Source organism: Pseudomonas sp. Wu6, from assembly GCF_019891515.1.
Classification (GTDB): domain Bacteria; phylum Pseudomonadota; class Gammaproteobacteria; order Pseudomonadales; family Pseudomonadaceae; genus Aquipseudomonas; species Aquipseudomonas orientalis_A.
The window spans coordinates 27,761-42,451 of the sequence record NZ_JAFLXH010000014.1; the positions used below are offsets into that span (position 1 = coordinate 27,761).

13 protein-coding genes are annotated in these 14,691 nt (G+C 59.1%); 3 read left to right on the forward strand and 10 right to left on the reverse strand.

Annotated elements, in window-relative coordinates:
* Positions 1 to 262: 262 nt before the first annotated feature.
* The 3 genes from J1G34_RS12080 to J1G34_RS12090 all read right to left on the reverse strand — a co-directional run bounded on the left by J1G34_RS12080 (position 263) and on the right by J1G34_RS12090 (position 4,071).
* Complete coding sequence (locus tag J1G34_RS12080; protein WP_065892879.1) at positions 263 to 1,630, reverse strand: glutamine synthetase family protein; 1,368 nt, start codon at positions 1,628 to 1,630, stop codon at positions 263 to 265.
* Between the two features lie 70 nt (positions 1,631 to 1,700).
* Entirely contained in the window at positions 1,701 to 3,101 is a 1,401-nt protein-coding gene (locus tag J1G34_RS12085; protein WP_222994103.1) for an aspartate aminotransferase family protein, read from the reverse strand.
* Positions 3,102 to 3,285: 184 nt separating this feature from the next.
* On the reverse strand, positions 3,286 to 4,071 hold the full coding sequence (locus J1G34_RS12090) for an SDR family NAD(P)-dependent oxidoreductase (protein WP_065892881.1): 786 nt from the start codon (positions 4,069 to 4,071) through the stop codon (positions 3,286 to 3,288).
* A gap of 95 nt (positions 4,072 to 4,166) precedes the next feature.
* On the opposite strand from J1G34_RS12090, the gene J1G34_RS12095 reads away from it, so the two are divergent.
* The gene (locus tag J1G34_RS12095; protein WP_065892882.1) at positions 4,167 to 5,072 is read left to right on the forward strand and encodes a LysR family transcriptional regulator; all 906 of its coding nucleotides are present in this window, start codon (positions 4,167 to 4,169) and stop codon (positions 5,070 to 5,072) included.
* A gap of 240 nt (positions 5,073 to 5,312) precedes the next feature.
* Here J1G34_RS12095 and J1G34_RS12100 read toward each other — a convergent pair whose 3' ends face one another.
* The 6 genes from J1G34_RS12100 to J1G34_RS12125 all read right to left on the reverse strand — a co-directional run bounded on the left by J1G34_RS12100 (position 5,313) and on the right by J1G34_RS12125 (position 11,250).
* On the reverse strand, positions 5,313 to 6,071 hold the full coding sequence (locus J1G34_RS12100; protein ID WP_065892883.1) for an SDR family NAD(P)-dependent oxidoreductase: 759 nt from the start codon (positions 6,069 to 6,071) through the stop codon (positions 5,313 to 5,315).
* A gap of 419 nt (positions 6,072 to 6,490) precedes the next feature.
* The gene (locus J1G34_RS12105; RefSeq protein ID WP_065892884.1) at positions 6,491 to 8,101 is read right to left on the reverse strand and encodes a gamma-glutamyltransferase family protein; all 1,611 of its coding nucleotides are present in this window, start codon (positions 8,099 to 8,101) and stop codon (positions 6,491 to 6,493) included.
* A gap of 22 nt (positions 8,102 to 8,123) precedes the next feature.
* The gene (locus J1G34_RS12110; RefSeq protein WP_053256191.1) at positions 8,124 to 8,903 is read right to left on the reverse strand and encodes an amino acid ABC transporter ATP-binding protein; all 780 of its coding nucleotides are present in this window, start codon (positions 8,901 to 8,903) and stop codon (positions 8,124 to 8,126) included.
* 2 nt (positions 8,904 to 8,905) lie between these two features.
* Positions 8,906 to 9,682 carry an amino acid ABC transporter permease gene (locus J1G34_RS12115; RefSeq protein ID WP_222994104.1) on the reverse strand — a complete coding sequence of 259 codons (777 nt, stop codon included), beginning with the start codon at positions 9,680 to 9,682 and terminating at the stop codon, positions 8,906 to 8,908.
* Positions 9,683 to 9,694: 12 nt separating this feature from the next.
* Positions 9,695 to 10,504, reverse strand: a complete 810-nt coding sequence (locus J1G34_RS12120; protein WP_222994105.1) for an ABC transporter substrate-binding protein — start codon at positions 10,502 to 10,504, stop codon at positions 9,695 to 9,697.
* 77 nt (positions 10,505 to 10,581) lie between these two features.
* Positions 10,582 to 11,250, reverse strand: a complete 669-nt coding sequence (locus tag J1G34_RS12125; RefSeq protein WP_065896222.1) for a GntR family transcriptional regulator — start codon at positions 11,248 to 11,250, stop codon at positions 10,582 to 10,584.
* Positions 11,251 to 11,680: 430 nt separating this feature from the next.
* Here J1G34_RS12125 and J1G34_RS12130 point away from each other — a divergent pair, with 430 nt between their 5' ends.
* Positions 11,681 to 12,742: an aromatic ring-hydroxylating oxygenase subunit alpha gene (locus J1G34_RS12130; protein WP_065892887.1), complete on the forward strand. Its 1,062-nt coding sequence runs from the start codon at positions 11,681 to 11,683 to the stop codon at positions 12,740 to 12,742.
* 29 nt (positions 12,743 to 12,771) lie between these two features.
* Positions 12,772 to 13,722: a PDR/VanB family oxidoreductase gene (locus J1G34_RS12135; protein WP_065896224.1), complete on the forward strand. Its 951-nt coding sequence runs from the start codon at positions 12,772 to 12,774 to the stop codon at positions 13,720 to 13,722.
* A 6-nt stretch (positions 13,723 to 13,728) separates the two neighbouring features.
* Here J1G34_RS12135 and J1G34_RS12140 read toward each other — a convergent pair whose 3' ends face one another.
* Complete coding sequence (locus J1G34_RS12140; RefSeq protein ID WP_065892889.1) at positions 13,729 to 14,442, reverse strand: GntR family transcriptional regulator; 714 nt, start codon at positions 14,440 to 14,442, stop codon at positions 13,729 to 13,731.
* Positions 14,443 to 14,691 lie beyond the last annotated feature (249 nt).

Here is a 14,691-nt window from a genome sequence, read left to right on the forward strand (position 1 = left end):
TGGAACGTGGGTATACGTTTTCATTAGGGGCATCTTCAATTTGTTGTTATGCCCAAATACTGCACCTTTGAATGCTAGCATGCAAGATCAATTTGAGACTTTTCTCACCCCGTTCGTATGCGTGATTAGATCCGAGCCGCGGGCATACGACCTGCGGCTCATAATGATGAGTCACTGCCAAATGCGCAGGATGTGCTGTAGGGATCTTAGTTGTCAGCTAGTCTCCAGCAATCCATTTTAAGACGCGTTCACGGGCTACCATTTATGCGTGAGTGAGGTACCAGCGCCAGTCCTGTTCCCCGACTTCCGCATTGAATGCACGGAACTCGCGCCACTTGATCGCCAGGAATACCTTGAGGAATTCAGCGCCCAGCGCCTCGCGTGCCCAGGTCGAACGTTCCAGCGCCTGCAACGCTGTCAGCCAGTCGGTGGGTAGAAAATCGGTCGCCTGCTCATAGCCGTTCCCCACAATCGCCGCGCCGGGATCGCTTTGATGAGTGATGCCGTGGTGAATGCCCGCCAGTAAGGCGGCAGCGGCGAGATAGGGATTGGCGTCGGCACCGCAAATCCGGTGCTCGATGTGCCGACTTATCGCGGGGCCGCCGGGCACGCGGAACGACACCGTACGGTTGTTGACGCCCCAGCTTTTGGCCAGCGGCGCGTAACTGCCGGTCTGGAAGCGGCGATATGAGTTGGCATGGGGGCAAAATATCGCCAGCGAGTCAAAAAGGGTTGCCATCATCCCGCCGATGGAGTGACGCAACAGCGGCGTGCCTTGCGGGTCTTCGCTCGCATACAGGTTGTTGCCCTGCACGTCCGCCAGGCTGACGTGCAGATGCAGACCGCTGCCGGCCTGATCGCTGAATGGCTTGGCCATGAAGCACGCTTGTAGCCCGTGTTTGTTGGCAACACCTTTTACCAGGCGTTTGTAACGTACGCCTTCATCGATGGCCTGGAGTGCGTCGAAACGATGCTCCAGCGTCAACTCGAGCTGGCCCGGCGCGTACTCGGAGATCGCCGTGCGTACCGGCAGCCCTTGCAGCGCGCAGGCAGCATAGAGGTCATCAAGAAACGGTTGAACCTGCTCCAGTTCGTGGACGCCGTAAACCTGCGGGGCAACAGGGCGTACGCCATTGGTTTGCGTCGCAGGCTGCGGGCGACCATTGACGTCGCGCTTCTGGTCCAGCAGGTAAAACTCCAACTCAACGGCCATGACCGGATGGAATCCATCAGCTTTGAGCCGCTCGATGGTGTTCACCAGTACATGGCGCGGGTCGGCGGGCGCGGCTGGAAGCCCCTGGGTCGGGTGCATGCTCACTTGCACTTGACCGGTGGGTTGGGTGCGCCAGGGTTGCAGGGTAAGGCTCCCCGGCAAGGGATAGGTCCAGCAATCAGCGTCAGCGACATCCCAGACCAGGCCAGTCTCGTCCACGTCCTCCCCCTGAACGGTCAGGGCGAGAATGGAACTGGGCAGCGGCCGACCATTTTCGTAGATCGCCAGTAGCTCGTCGCGATGCAACAGTTTGCCCCGCGGAACACCATTCGCGTCGATCAGGAACAACTCGATGCTCAGGACTTCAGGGTGGGCGGCCAGATAATCCACGGCCTCTCTTTTATCAGCAAATTGCATGTCAAACCTCTTAGCGCTCATTCAAGCGACTGGGCAGTATTTAAGAACAATGGCATTTTCTGACGTGCAGTTATGAAGCGATAACCCGCGCGCCAGGTATGGCAAGCAGCGTGGTCAACGCGTTATCCAACTCACCGATCAGCCTGTCGACATCCGCATGGCTTGTTTGCGGACAGCACAGCGTCATGTTGTGGAAAGGCGTGATCAGGATGCCGCGATTGATCAAGTACAGGTGCAGCGCCATTTGAAGGCTGTCATGAAAAGCCGCCTCGGCTTGCGCACCGGTTCTGGGCGAAGTGGCACAGAATTGAAATTCGCAACGAGCCCCCAACTCTGTGACGGACCAGTTCAACTGGTGCTGCTTGAACAAGTACCGAAGACCCTGAGCCAATCCCGAGGCAAGAGGCAACATATGTTGGTAGGCGGACTCTGTCATGACCTCTTCGAGGCTGACGCGCATGCAACGCATCGCCAGCGAGTTGGCCGACAGCGTGGTTCCCATACCGCTGTGGCCATGCCCGCTACTCTCTTCACTGACAGTTTTCTGCACATCGAGCATGGCCAGGGCAACCTGCTCGGTTACGCCAAACACCGCGCAAGGTATGCCTCCCGCGATGGGTTTACCCACCACGAAAAAGTCGGGTTTCAAATCCCATTGGCGGGTGCATCCACCCAGGCCTGTGGAAATAGTGTGGGTCTCATCAATGACCAACAGGCTGCCGTATTTGAGGGTCAACTCTCGGCACTTCTGCATGAAACCCGGATCGGGCAGGACCATGCCTATGTTCGTCATCGCCGGCTCGCACATCAGCGCGCACACATCGCCCTGGGCTAAAGCAGCTTCCAGTGCGTCCACATCGTTGAAGGGGATGGATCGACTGTATTGAGTCAAGTCGTAGGCCTGGCCCACAAGACCTGCACGGGGCACTGTTTTACCGTCGCGGCAGCGCACCATGACGTCATCCACGGTACCGTGATAGCAGCCGTCGAACACCAGCAAGACGTTGCGTTTGGTAATCGCGCGCGCCCAGCGCAACACATAACGATTGGCGTCCGTCGCAGTGGCGGTCACCTGCCAGTAAGGCAGCCCGAATCGCTCAGCCAGCAACTCGCCGCAGACCACCGCGTCTTCGCCAGGCAGCATCGTGGTCAAGCCATTATTGGCCTGCTCGGCTATTGCGCGAGCAACAGGATCAGGTGAATGACCAAACATCGTGCCGGTGTCGCCCAGGCAAAAATCTATGTACTCATGACCGTCAACATCGGTGAAGCGCGCCCCTTTGGCACGCTGGACGAAGAGTGGCGAAGGCATCGACCAATCGCTCATCCAGTGCATGGGCACACCGTTGAACAGATTCGCCTTGGCGCGTTTGGCAAGCCCTATTGACGTTGGGTTGTTTTCTATAAAACGAGCACGCTCGGAGGCGGTAAAAGCAGCAATCGCTGATTCACTAATTCCACTTTTCGACATGATCAACACCCTATGTTAATTACAAAAAATCAGTTAAAAATCCGTGCCGCTCAGAGAGGAACTGTCCAACACCGCGTTCATGCTTGTCGGCGCATGACGGTGCATTAATACGGCTCGGCGAACTTACTCATTCTTCGAAAACATCGCGCTTTTACAGCGCGCAGTGATAGCCCCGTTCTTGACGTCAGGCGTGAGGGGATTTGTTCTCGACCAGACAATTCCCGCCATCCACCACCAGGACTTCACCGGTGATGTAACTGGCGTCAGGCGACGCCAGAAATGCAACAGCCGCCGCCACTTCGCGAGGGTTGCCCGAGCGCCCAATCGGGGTGAAACGCCCCGCCTCTGTTTCGGCTGGCGTGGTGGAGCCGGTGGTGATCCATCCCGGAGCCACGCTGTTTACGGTAATTCCCTGTTTGGCGACTTCAAGTGCGAGCCCCATGTTCATACCCACCATCGCGGCCTTGGCGGCGCTATAAGCGGCTTCACCAGGATTGCCGCACCGGGTGCCCGTGGTGGAACTGATATTGACAATGCGCCCATAACCTCTCGCCTTCATGCCAGGCAAAACAGCGCGGGTCAGAAGAAAAGCTGTAGTTAAATTTCTGGCCAGTGAAAGATTCCACTCATGCAGTTCCATTGTTGCCAATTCCGAGAAAACCTCAGGGCTTCCTTGCATGGCCATACCGGCATTATTCACCAGAATATCGACCCGCCCCCAGACTGACTCTGCCCATAGGCCGAATTCACGCACCTGACTTTCATCAGTGAGGTCAGCGGGTCGGCCTTCAACGTCGAACCCTTCAGCGCGCAGCTCTTTGACCCGATCCAGAATACGAGCGCTGCTCGCAGTGATGATCAACTTCACTCCGGATGCACCTAGCCTGCGAGCGATGGCCATTCCGATCCCGGCTTCACTTCCGGCACCGCTGACGAGTGCAACATGCCCTCTAAATTGCGTATCCAACATGGTGTGCCCACGTATTTAATTTGAAAGAGAGTAGAAACTAGGCGAATAAATCTGATACATAAAGACGATCATCATCAGAAAATTTGACAACACCTATGGCGTTTACCAGTGAGTCACTTAAAATTTTCCTCTCGGTCATCGACAGCGGATCCTTTTCGGCGGCGGCGCGAAAATTAGGCCGGGTCCCCTCCGCCATCAACATGGCGGTGTCGCAGCTTGAAGCCGAGCTGGATTTGTTGCTTTTTGACCGATCAACCCGCAAAGCCATTCCTACGCCAGCCGCCAAGGCACTCGAGCCCCAGGCACGACAGGTCGCCAGCCAGCTGAACCTGCTGGACGCCCATGCGCTGCAGCTTCATCAGGGGTTGGAAGAGCGCTTGGTCCTTGCGATGGCGCCAGAGTTGCAAACAGGCATCTGGAATCGTCCGCTGTCCACTATCGCCAGGGAGTTTCCCACGCTGGAAATCGAGATTCGCTCCGCATCCCATCCAGAAGCGATGCGCATGCTCCATGAAGGGCGTGTGCAATTGGCACTTGGGTTCGAACGACCAGGGCTTGACGAGCGCGAGACATTTCTTGAGGCGGGGAGCCAATTGTTAATCGCGGTTGCTGCTCCGGATCACCCTGCGGCCGCCGGCAAAAAAAGCCCCTTGAATGAGGAGCAACTGGTCAATGTTCGGCAGATCATCGTCGCGACCGGAGGACCTGCAGACTCTGACCCACGTGTTGTGCTGTCGCGGCGGATTTGGCACAGCGACAATTATCTGGCCACGCTGGACCTGGTACAGCAAGGATTGGGTTGGGCATATCTTCCAAAATCGCTGGTATACCCTCTCATCACGTCAGGTTCATTGACGGAGGTGGTGTTTGACTACATGCCGAGTCAGATGCGGCTATGGGTCGATATCATCTGGGTAAAAAACCGGCCCCTGGGACTGGGCGCGCTTCGTTACCTGAGCCTGATACGCGAAATTGCGGAAGGCGAGCCTCGTCGTGTTTGATGAGTAAAAGTGCACATTGAAGCTGGCGGCGGGGTCCAGATGCGGCCCGACGGTTGGCTCACAAGAGCGACTTTCGCCATCCATCACGCAGCCATCGCCAAGTGCGATGGCCTCCTCACTAATGCCTTCTAGATGCCTGTGCTACCCCGCCCATCAAAGCGCAGCCTGGAGACGACGGTTATCGGCCACTGTCATAGCGCCCCCTTGGGTATCGCTCCCATCGGCATCAATGGGCCACTGTCAGTTTCCAGCGGAGACGCCGCAATCAATCGCCATGTCCGCGCCAGTGATGGATCGCGCACCGGGTTGGGACAGGAAAAACGCCAGCTCGGCAACCTCTTCCGGCTGGATAAATCGGGCTCGGGCACCTTGGGGGTACTTGTCCAACAGATCCTGATAGTAGGCCTGAGGGTCTCCCTGCCCATATTGAGTGGCTTGAAATTTGAGCATTGGGGTTTCGATATCACCTGGGGAAATAGCGTTGCAGCGCACGCCAAAGGGTGCCAGGTCCAATGCCAGGGTTTTTGTCAGCAGGGTCACGCCGCCCTTGCTTGCGCAATAAGCTGCGGCATTTCGATTGCCTTGCCGGCCGGCATCGCTTGAAATATTCAGGATGGAACCCTCTGATAATTTCAGATGGGGAATAGCGGCTGAACACATGAAGAACGTAGCCTTCAGGTTTACGTCCAGAACAAGGTCGAAATCCTCTTCGGTAAAATCTTCAACCGGACCTTCGCGCCATACTCCCGCAGCGTTGATCAATACATCCAGTCGGCCCATCGCCATAACGGCTGCATTAACGGCTGCAGCACACACAGCGGGTTGGCGGATATCACCGCAAAAAATGCCTGACACCTGATATTCAACCTGTAAATCTGCGAGCTTTTTCGCATCCAGATCTGTTGCGAAAACCTTGAAGTCTTCATTTAAAAAACGCTCAACCAGCGCGCGACCAACACCACCTGCTGCGCCAGTGATCAGTACAGTTCGAGGGGCCATGGAACCTCCTGCCAAGATAGGGTTTAAGAACATCTAGGATGCATCCAGACTCCAAGAGTCTTGTTCTCGACCAAGCAATTTCCACCCTCCGGGCTCCCTTGCATGGACATGTCGACGTTGTGGAGGTGGAATTTAGGCGCTTTTATCTGATTGAAAAAAGACGACTGATATCAGATAAATTGACAATGCCATGGTATTTACCAGGGAGGTAATAAAGGTCCTCCTCTGGTCATGGACGCTGGCTCTTTAAGACCCGTTGCACGAGCAAGGATGTCGAGAATCAGATAGCAGATGGAACAGAGGCCTGAGTTGTGAGGTTCAATCGTTGCTTCAGCGAGCGAGCGCCCGCCGTAGCAAAGGTCAAACAACTCATCACTCCCATCATAATTATCCGTCTCGCTCAGCGCTTGTGTAGCCGCTCACCAAACTGCGATATGCGAATCCGCTCGTGGCTCCGTGCCACCGCACAATACGCCGGTGACCGGGTCGCGCAGGATGATCTGCCCACGCCCGTAGTCGGTCAGGTCGCTGTCGGTCTGCACCTTGTGCCCGCGCCGCGCCAGCGCATTGACCAGGTCGCGCGAAGCTCCATGTTCGATGCCGACCTTCATGTCGCCCAGCCATTGCCAGCGTGGCGCGTCCAATGCCGCCTGGGGGTTGAGGCCGAAGTCCACCAGATTCATCACCATCTGCACATGGCCCTGGGGCTGCATGTAGCCGCCCATTACGCCGAACGGTCCAAGGGCCTTACCGTCCTTGCTGAGGAAACCCGGGATGATGGTGTGGAAGGTTTTCTTGCCCGGCGCCAGGCAGTTGGCATGCCCCTCATCGAGGCTGAATTCCTGCCCGCGATTCTGCAGGGCGATGCCGCTGTCGGGCAGCACCACGCCGGAGCCGAAGCCGTGGTAGTTGCTCTGGATGAACGAGACCATATTGCCTTCGGCATCCGCGGTGGCCAGGTACACCGTGCCGCTGGCGTGAGGGTCGCCGGGCTTGGGTGGCTGGGCCTGCTCGCCGATCTCGCCACGGCGGCGGGTGCTGTAGTCGTCGCTGAGCAGGTCGGCCACCGCCACTCGCATGTGCGCCGGGTCGGTGATGTAGTGCAGGCCATCGCTGTAGGCGAGCTTCATGGCTTCCAGCTGGCGGTGCCAGGTTTGCTGGCTGTCGCGGTGATCGAAGCTGAAGCCTTCGAGGATCTTCAGCGCCATCAATGCGACCAGGCCCTGGCCGCTGGGCGGGATTTCCCAGACATCCACGCCGCGGTAATTGATGCGGATCGGCTCCACCCACTGCGCGCGGTAATCCTCGAGGTCGCTGGCGCGCAGATAACCACCGCTGGCCCGCGAATGTGCATCCAGGCGCTCGGCCAAGGCACCGCGATAAAGGCTTTCGCAGCGGGTGGCGGCGAGTTCTTCCAGGGTACGAGCCTGGGCCGGGTTGCGGAAAATCTCGCCCGCCTGGGGCGCGCGTCCTTCAATGAGAAAGGTGTCGAACCAGGCTTGCAGCACTTCGTCGCGATGCGGGCTGAATTCGTTCAAGGATATCTGCCATTGATGGGCAACCACCGGCGACAACGGGAAACCGTCGCGTGCCAGGCTGATGGCCGGCTGCAGCAAATCGGCAAACGGCAATTTGCCGAAGCGTTGCGACAGTTCGGCCCAGGCCGATGGGCAGCCCGGCACAGTGACCGGCGTCCAGCCATACAGCGGCATCTGCGCATGCCCGGCCGCCTTGACTGCCTCGATGCTCAAGGCGGCCGGTGCGTGGCCATTGCCGTTCAGGCCATGCAACTGCCCCTTGCACCAGACCAGGGCAAACGCATCGCCGCCAATGCCGCAGCCAGTGGGTTCGACGACGGTGAGCGCCGCCGCCGTGGCGATGGCGGCATCAATGGCGTTGCCGCCTTTTTGCATGATCTCGATACCGGCCTGGGCTGCCAGCGGCTGGGATGCCGCGACCATGCCGCGACGGGCAAACACGCTTTGGCGTTGCGACGCATAGGGGTATTCGTGAGCGGAGAATTTCAACATGGCAAAGGCTCTTCAAAAAAGGTCATAACACGCGGCTGAGAAACGCCCGGGTCCGTGGATGGCTGGGGTGGCTGAAAATCTGCTCTGGCGGCCCTTGCTCGATTAATTCGCCCTGATCAAGCACCACCACCCGGTCGGCCACTTCGCGGGCAAAGCCCATTTCGTGGGTGACCACCACCATGGTCATGCCCTCCTCGGCCAGCTCCTTCATTACCTGCAAGACCTCGCCGACGGTTTCCGGGTCGAGGGCGCTGGTGGGTTCGTCGAACAGCATCGCCTGGGGTTTCATCGCCAGCGCACGGGCAATCGCCACCCTTTGCTGCTGGCCGCCGGAGAGCATCGACGGGTAGTGGCTGGCCTTGTCCGCCAGGCCGACCCGCGCCAGCAAGCCGCGAGCCTGTTCCAGCGCCTGGGCACGCGGTACGCCGAGCACCTGGATCGGTGCTTCGATGATGTTTTCCAATGCAGTCATGTGCGGGAACAGGTTGAAGCGCTGGAACACCATGCCGATGTCGCGGCGCTGACGGGCGATGTTGCGCTCCGAATCACGCACCAGGCTGCCATCGGCGCGTTCGCGATAGCCCATGGCGCGGCCGTTGACGCGAATGCGCCCGCCCTGGATGTCTTCCAGCAGGTTGATGCAGCGGATAAAGGTGGTCTTGCCGGAGCCGGAGGCGCCGATCAGCACCACTACTTCGCCGCGCCGCACCTGCAGGGAGATGCCCTTGAGGATCTGCAACTCGCCGAACGACTTCTGGATATCCTGTGCGTCAATGATCAGCTCTTCACTTTGGTGCGCCATGGTTAACGTCCCCTCAGCAGTTTCAGGGTGCTGCGACCGAACATGCGGCTGGCGGCAGGAGGTGGCGCCGAAGGTCGATCGGACTGGCCGAAACGGTTTTCGAGCCAGCGTTGGAAAAAGCCCCACAGCGTGGTCAACGTCAGGAAGTAAATCGCGACGACCAGGTACAACTCGAATACGCGAAACGTCGCCGAGGTCACCATCTGCGTGCTGAGCAACAACTCCTGCACGCCGATCACGCTCACCAGCGTGGTGTTCTTGAGCATCACATTGAACTCATTGCCCAGCGGCGGCACGATCACCCGAAACGCCTGGGGCAGCACGATGCGCCGCATCAGCTTGCCGAACCCCATGCCCAGGGAACGCCCGGCTTCGTATTGGCCCTTGTCCACTGCGCCGATGCCGGCGCGAATGATCTCGGCCATGTACGCGCCTTCATTCAGGCCCAGGGCGATGATCGCCGCCTGGATATTGCCGGGGATGATCAGCCCGAACAGATCGATGTCCTCGAAGCGGAAGATCCCGCCCGCCGCCAGCGCCGTGTACAAAAACACGATCTGTACCAGCAACGGCGTGCCGCGCATCAGCCACACGTAAAGGCGCACCGGCAGATGCAGCAGCGGGTTCGTCGACAAACGCAACAGCGCCGCCGCCAGGCCCAGCGCACAGCCCAGCAGCATCGCCAGTACGCTGATCAGGCAAGTCAGCCACAGCCCGGTGAGGTAGACCCCACTGGGCTGTAGCAGGTATTGCCAGAACACATCCCAATTGAAATTCATCGTTATAGAGCCTCAGTCGAGTGTGTCGCTGCTGACGTGCCATTTATTGAGCAATTGCGCGTAGCTGCCGTCGCTGCGCATGTCGCTGATGATCTGCTGCACGGCGGCGGTCAGTTGTGGGTCGTCCTTGCGCATGCCCAGGCCGGTGAGGATGCGGCTGAATGCCGGGACCCCTTCCTCAAACAGGTCCGGGGCCATCGACGCGTAGTAGCCCGCGGTTTCTACAGTGGTGCCGTAGGCATCGGCCTGACTGATGCGCAGCGCCTGGAAAGCATCAGTGTCGGTGTTGTAGACCACCAGCTTCATCGGTGGCTTGCCAGCCTTGACGAGGTTTTCGTTCTGGGTGTCCAGCAGGGTTTTGATGGTGGAGCCGTTGAGCACCGCCACTTTTCGTCCGAAAAGGTCATCCAGGGTCTTGATGCCTTTAGGGTTGCCCTTGGGCACCACCACCGACTGGCTGGAATACATGTAGTTGACGATATCGATCACTTCGCGCCGCTCCGGCTTGTCGAACAACTGATCGACGATCATGTCGCACTGCTGGGCAAGCAGCGCCGGTAGCAAGCCGGAGAACGGAATCACCCGCCACTGCACCTGCTTGTCGCCCAGCCGTTTGGCGATCTCAAGCCCCAGGTCAACCGTGAGCCCGCGCGGTTTCTGGGCTTCGTCGAAAGAGACCAGGGGCGGTGAATCCATCCCCGAGCAGTAGGTGAGTTTATTGATCTTTTGCAGACGCTCCGGCACTTGGGGCGTGGCAACCGCCCATTGTGTGCAGAGACCCAGGGTTACAGCCACCAGCAAGGCGCGGCGTTGTTTATGCATGACCAGACACTCCACTTCGTTAGATAAAGGGGGCAGGACTAAAGTCAAAACACGGACGGGTCAGGACCCCGTCTCTCTTATTTTCTCGATTGCAGAAATTGAATCAGCAGCGGCACGGTGCTTTCGATGTGTTCGCGTACCACAGCTTCGGCACCGGCGGCGTCACCGGCGCGAATCGCGTCGAGGATCACCGCGTGTTCCTGGCGCGCGCTGAGGGGTTTTTCGCTGTGCTGCAGCCACAAGCGCATGGGCGCTTCCACCAGCGAATACAACGCCGAAATCTGCTTCAGCAAGCGTGGCCGGCCGCTGAGCCCGCACAGGTATTCGTGAAAGGCACGGTGGCAACGGACCCACGCGGCGCTCTCGTCGCGGTAGTCATCCATCTCGTCCAGCAGGCGCTCCAGAGCCGCCATCTGGCGTTCACCGATACGGCTGACCGCGACGCGAACTGCAAGGCCTTCAAGTGCGCTGCGCATCTCGAACACCTCGTGCAGCTCCGCGATATCCAGGCCGCTGACAATGGCACCGCGATTGGGCCGCAGCGTCACCAGGCCCTGGGCATCCAGGCGGCGAAATGCCTCACGCACCGGCATGCGGCTCATGCCTATCTCGCTGGCGATATCCTCGGCGATCAGGCGATCGCCCTTGCGGAAACGACCGCCGCAGATGGCGTCGAGGAGGAAGTTGTAGGCCTCCTCCTCTGCAGTGAGGGGCTGGCGGTCAACGTAAGCGGGGGCAAATTGCATTGGCAGCCTCTTTGTATTTTTGTATCCAATTATCCACGAATATAAAACGCATAACGCGTGCCAACACCTCCCACAGAGCATTACTCATTGATTTAAATGAAGTCTTTCGTTCGGGTGGGGAAAATTGCGCAAAGCGGGTAAAGAGATTTGCTACCAAATGACGCAGTGACTTTCAATTTTTGCGCAAAAAAGTAGCGGATGTCCGGTGAAGGGCCCGGTGACGCCCGATGATCTACACAGAGTATTTTTGGCAGGCCTTTTTGCCATGAGCGCACCAGGCGCCTCCCAATCAATGGATCCAGTAAAATCGCACTGATCGATAATCGCCCAAAATAACCTTAAAACCACAGACTAATACATTGACTCACAACAGCTCTGGAAATTTAATGGATCCATTAAACAAAAATAATTAATCAGCCAGAGAATTGCCATGTACCCCAAAAACACTTGGTACGTCGCCTGCACACCCGATGAAATCGCCCAAAAACCCTTGGGTCGGCAGATCTGCGGTGAAAAAATGGTGTTTTATCGAGGCCCGGAAGGCAGCGTCGTAGCCGTCGAGGACTTCTGCCCCCATCGCGGCGCACCGCTTTCACTGGGTTATGTCGAAAATGGCAACCTGGTGTGCGGCTATCACGGACTGGTCATGGGGGCCGACGGCAAGACCGTTGAAATGCCCGGGCAGCGGGTGCGTGGTTTTCCGTGCAACAAGACCTTTGCCGCAGTTGAACGCTACGGTTTTATCTGGGTATGGCCCGGCGATCAGACCCTTGCCGACCCGGCGCTGATTCATCACCTGGAGTGGGCAGTGAGTGACCAGTGGGCGTACGGCGGCGGGCTGTTTGATATCCAGTGCGATTACCGCCTGATGATCGACAACCTGATGGACCTGACCCACGAAACCTACGTCCACGCTTCCAGCATCGGCCAAAAGGAAATCGATGAAGCGCCTCCCGTCACCACGGTTGAAGGCGACCAAGTCATCACCGCCCGACACATGGAAAACATCATGGCTCCGCCGTTCTGGCGCATGGCCCTGCGCGGCAACAACCTCGCCGACGATGTGCCGGTGGACCGCTGGCAGATCTGTCGCTTCACCCCGCCCAGCCATGTGCTGATCGAGGTGGGCGTGGCCCACGCCGGCAAGGGCGGCTATCACGCAGCGCCCGAACACAAGGCGGCAAGCATCGTGGTCGACTTCATCACCCCGCAGACCGAGACGTCGATCTGGTATTTCTGGGGCATGGCGCGCAACTTCAACCCTCACGATGAGGCGCTGACCGCCAGCATTCGCGAAGGCCAGGGGAAGATTTTCAGCGAAGACCTGGAGATGCTTGAACGTCAGCAGCAGAACCTGCTGGCCCACCCGCAACGCAACCTGCTCAAGTTGAATATCGATGCCGGCGGCGTGCAGTCGCGCAAGATCCTGGAGCGACTGATTGCCCGGGAACGCACCCTCGAACCACAGCTGATCACGACCACCACCGCCTGAACGGCGCGACAACTCTGCGAGGACCGAACATGATCGATGTGGTGGTGGTATCCCGTAATAACGAAGCCCAAGACATTTGCAGCTATGAACTGGCCAGGGTCGATGGCCAGCCGCTGCCCGCCTTCAGTGCCGGCGCGCACATTGACGTGCATCTGCCGGACGGGCTGGTACGCCAGTATTCGCTGTGCAATCACCCCGAGGAGCGTCATCGCTATCTGATCGGCGTACTCAACGACCCGGCCTCTCGCGGCGGCTCGCGCAGCTTGCACGAGCAGGTACACGAGGGCGCCCACCTGACGATCAGCGAACCACGCAATCTCTTCCCCCTGGCCCATGAAGCACGACGCAGCCTGCTGTTCGCCGGCGGCATCGGCATCACCCCGATCCTGTGCATGGCCGAGCGCCTGGCCCATGCAGGTGCCGACTTCGACCTGCATTACTGTGCCCGCGCCAGTGAGCGTGCGGCGTTTGTACAGCGGCTCAAGGCGTCACCGTTTGCCGAGCGCGTGTTCCTGCATTTCGATGAGCAGCCCCACACGGCGCTCAAGACTGCCGAGGTGCTGGCTGCGCCCGCAGACGATGTGCACCTGTATGTCTGCGGCCCCGGTGGTTTCATGCAACACGTGCTCGACAGCGCGCGGGCGCAAGGCTGGCAGGAGAACTGCCTGCATCGCGAGTACTTCTCCGCGGCGCCAGTGGACAACAGCCTCGACGGGAGCTTTGCGGTGAAGCTCGGCAGCAGCGGCCAGGTCTTCACGATCCCCGCCGACAAGACCGTGGTCCAGGTCCTGGAAAGCCAGGGCATCGAGATTGCCGTGTCCTGCGAACAAGGGATCTGTGGCACCTGCCTGACCCGCGTGCTGGACGGCATCCCGGAGCACCGCGACCTGTTCCTCACCGAGCAGGAACAGGCGCTGAACGACCAGTTCACGCCCTGCTGCTCACGCTCGAAAACCCCACTGTTGGTGCTCGACATCTGAACCGTGTCACGACGCGGGCAAAATCACCTTCATGCGCGCGTCGGCGGTGGCTGAACTGAAGATCTTGGCATAACGCAACGTCGCATTGGCGTGTTCGCGCATGATGGCTTCGGCGCGCGCGCCCTGGCGATTGACCAGGGCATCGAACACCGAGTGATGCTGCATGTGGGCATAGTTGAAGCGCCGGTATTCACGGGCCATGTCCTCACGATCCACCGCCAGCGCGGTCACCGATGCGAAGGGCAGGTGATCATTGCGTGCCAGCGCATCGGTGATCGCCGGATTGTGGCTGGACTCCACAATGACCTGGTGAAAGCGCATGTTCAGGTCGTGGTAAACCTCAAGGTCATCTTCGGTCACATAGCCTTTGTCGAACAGTTGGTCGCCTTCCACCAGGCAGCGCTCCAGCGCCGCAAGAGCCGCGTCGGAAAGACCATGCTCGGCGGCTTGCCGCGCAGCCAGGCCTTCCAGCACACCGCGCACTTCGACGGCGCCGGCAATGTCACTGGGGCTGACCGAGCGCACCTGATAGCCGCGCCCGCCAAACGGCACCAGCAGCCCTTCCTGCTCAAGGGTACGAAAGGCCATGCGCACCGGCATGCGCGACACACCAAAGCGTTGCGCCGTAGGGATTTCCATCAGGCGCTCCCCCGCCACCAACTCCCCGCTGGCAATCATTTTGCGCAGTGCAACCAGCACCAATTGACCGGGCTTACTCATCCAGGCAACTTCCAGAAAAGGTGGCCTGCCATAGTACCGCAAGCATCCGATCCCGTCAGACGAACGCCAGTGCGGCGCGCGCCCCCTCTATGGCACCCAGGTGTTGCGCCAGCCCTGCTCGGTGAAAAAACCCTTGATGATGGGCGTCAGCAAAGGCGCCAACCGGGCGGCCACCTCTTCGGGCCTTGACGGTGCACGCATCTGCACACGCTCGATTGCATATCGCGCAGGGGCGCCTCATAGCTCCAC

Coding starts and splice junctions, on each gene's coding strand:
- J1G34_RS12100 (WP_065892883.1), bottom strand. CDS start 6,071: ATGGCCCCTCGAACTGTACTGATCACTGGCGCAGCAGGTGGTGTTGGT.
- J1G34_RS12105 (WP_065892884.1), bottom strand. CDS start 8,101: ATGTTGAAATTCTCCGCTCACGAATACCCCTATGCGTCGCAACGCCAA.
- J1G34_RS12095 (WP_065892882.1), top strand. CDS start 4,167: ATGGCGTTTACCAGTGAGTCACTTAAAATTTTCCTCTCGGTCATCGAC.
- J1G34_RS12140 (WP_065892889.1), bottom strand. CDS start 14,442: ATGAGTAAGCCCGGTCAATTGGTGCTGGTTGCACTGCGCAAAATGATT.
- J1G34_RS12080 (WP_065892879.1), bottom strand. CDS start 1,630: ATGCAATTTGCTGATAAAAGAGAGGCCGTGGATTATCTGGCCGCCCAC.
- J1G34_RS12115 (WP_222994104.1), bottom strand. CDS start 9,682: ATGAATTTCAATTGGGATGTGTTCTGGCAATACCTGCTACAGCCCAGT.
- J1G34_RS12090 (WP_065892881.1), bottom strand. CDS start 4,071: ATGTTGGATACGCAATTTAGAGGGCATGTTGCACTCGTCAGCGGTGCC.
- J1G34_RS12125 (WP_065896222.1), bottom strand. CDS start 11,250: ATGCAATTTGCCCCCGCTTACGTTGACCGCCAGCCCCTCACTGCAGAG.
- J1G34_RS12110 (WP_053256191.1), bottom strand. CDS start 8,903: ATGGCGCACCAAAGTGAAGAGCTGATCATTGACGCACAGGATATCCAG.
- J1G34_RS12130 (WP_065892887.1), top strand. CDS start 11,681: ATGTACCCCAAAAACACTTGGTACGTCGCCTGCACACCCGATGAAATC.
- J1G34_RS12085 (WP_222994103.1), bottom strand. CDS start 3,101: ATGTCGAAAAGTGGAATTAGTGAATCAGCGATTGCTGCTTTTACCGCC.
- J1G34_RS12120 (WP_222994105.1), bottom strand. CDS start 10,504: ATGCATAAACAACGCCGCGCCTTGCTGGTGGCTGTAACCCTGGGTCTC.
- J1G34_RS12135 (WP_065896224.1), top strand. CDS start 12,772: ATGATCGATGTGGTGGTGGTATCCCGTAATAACGAAGCCCAAGACATT.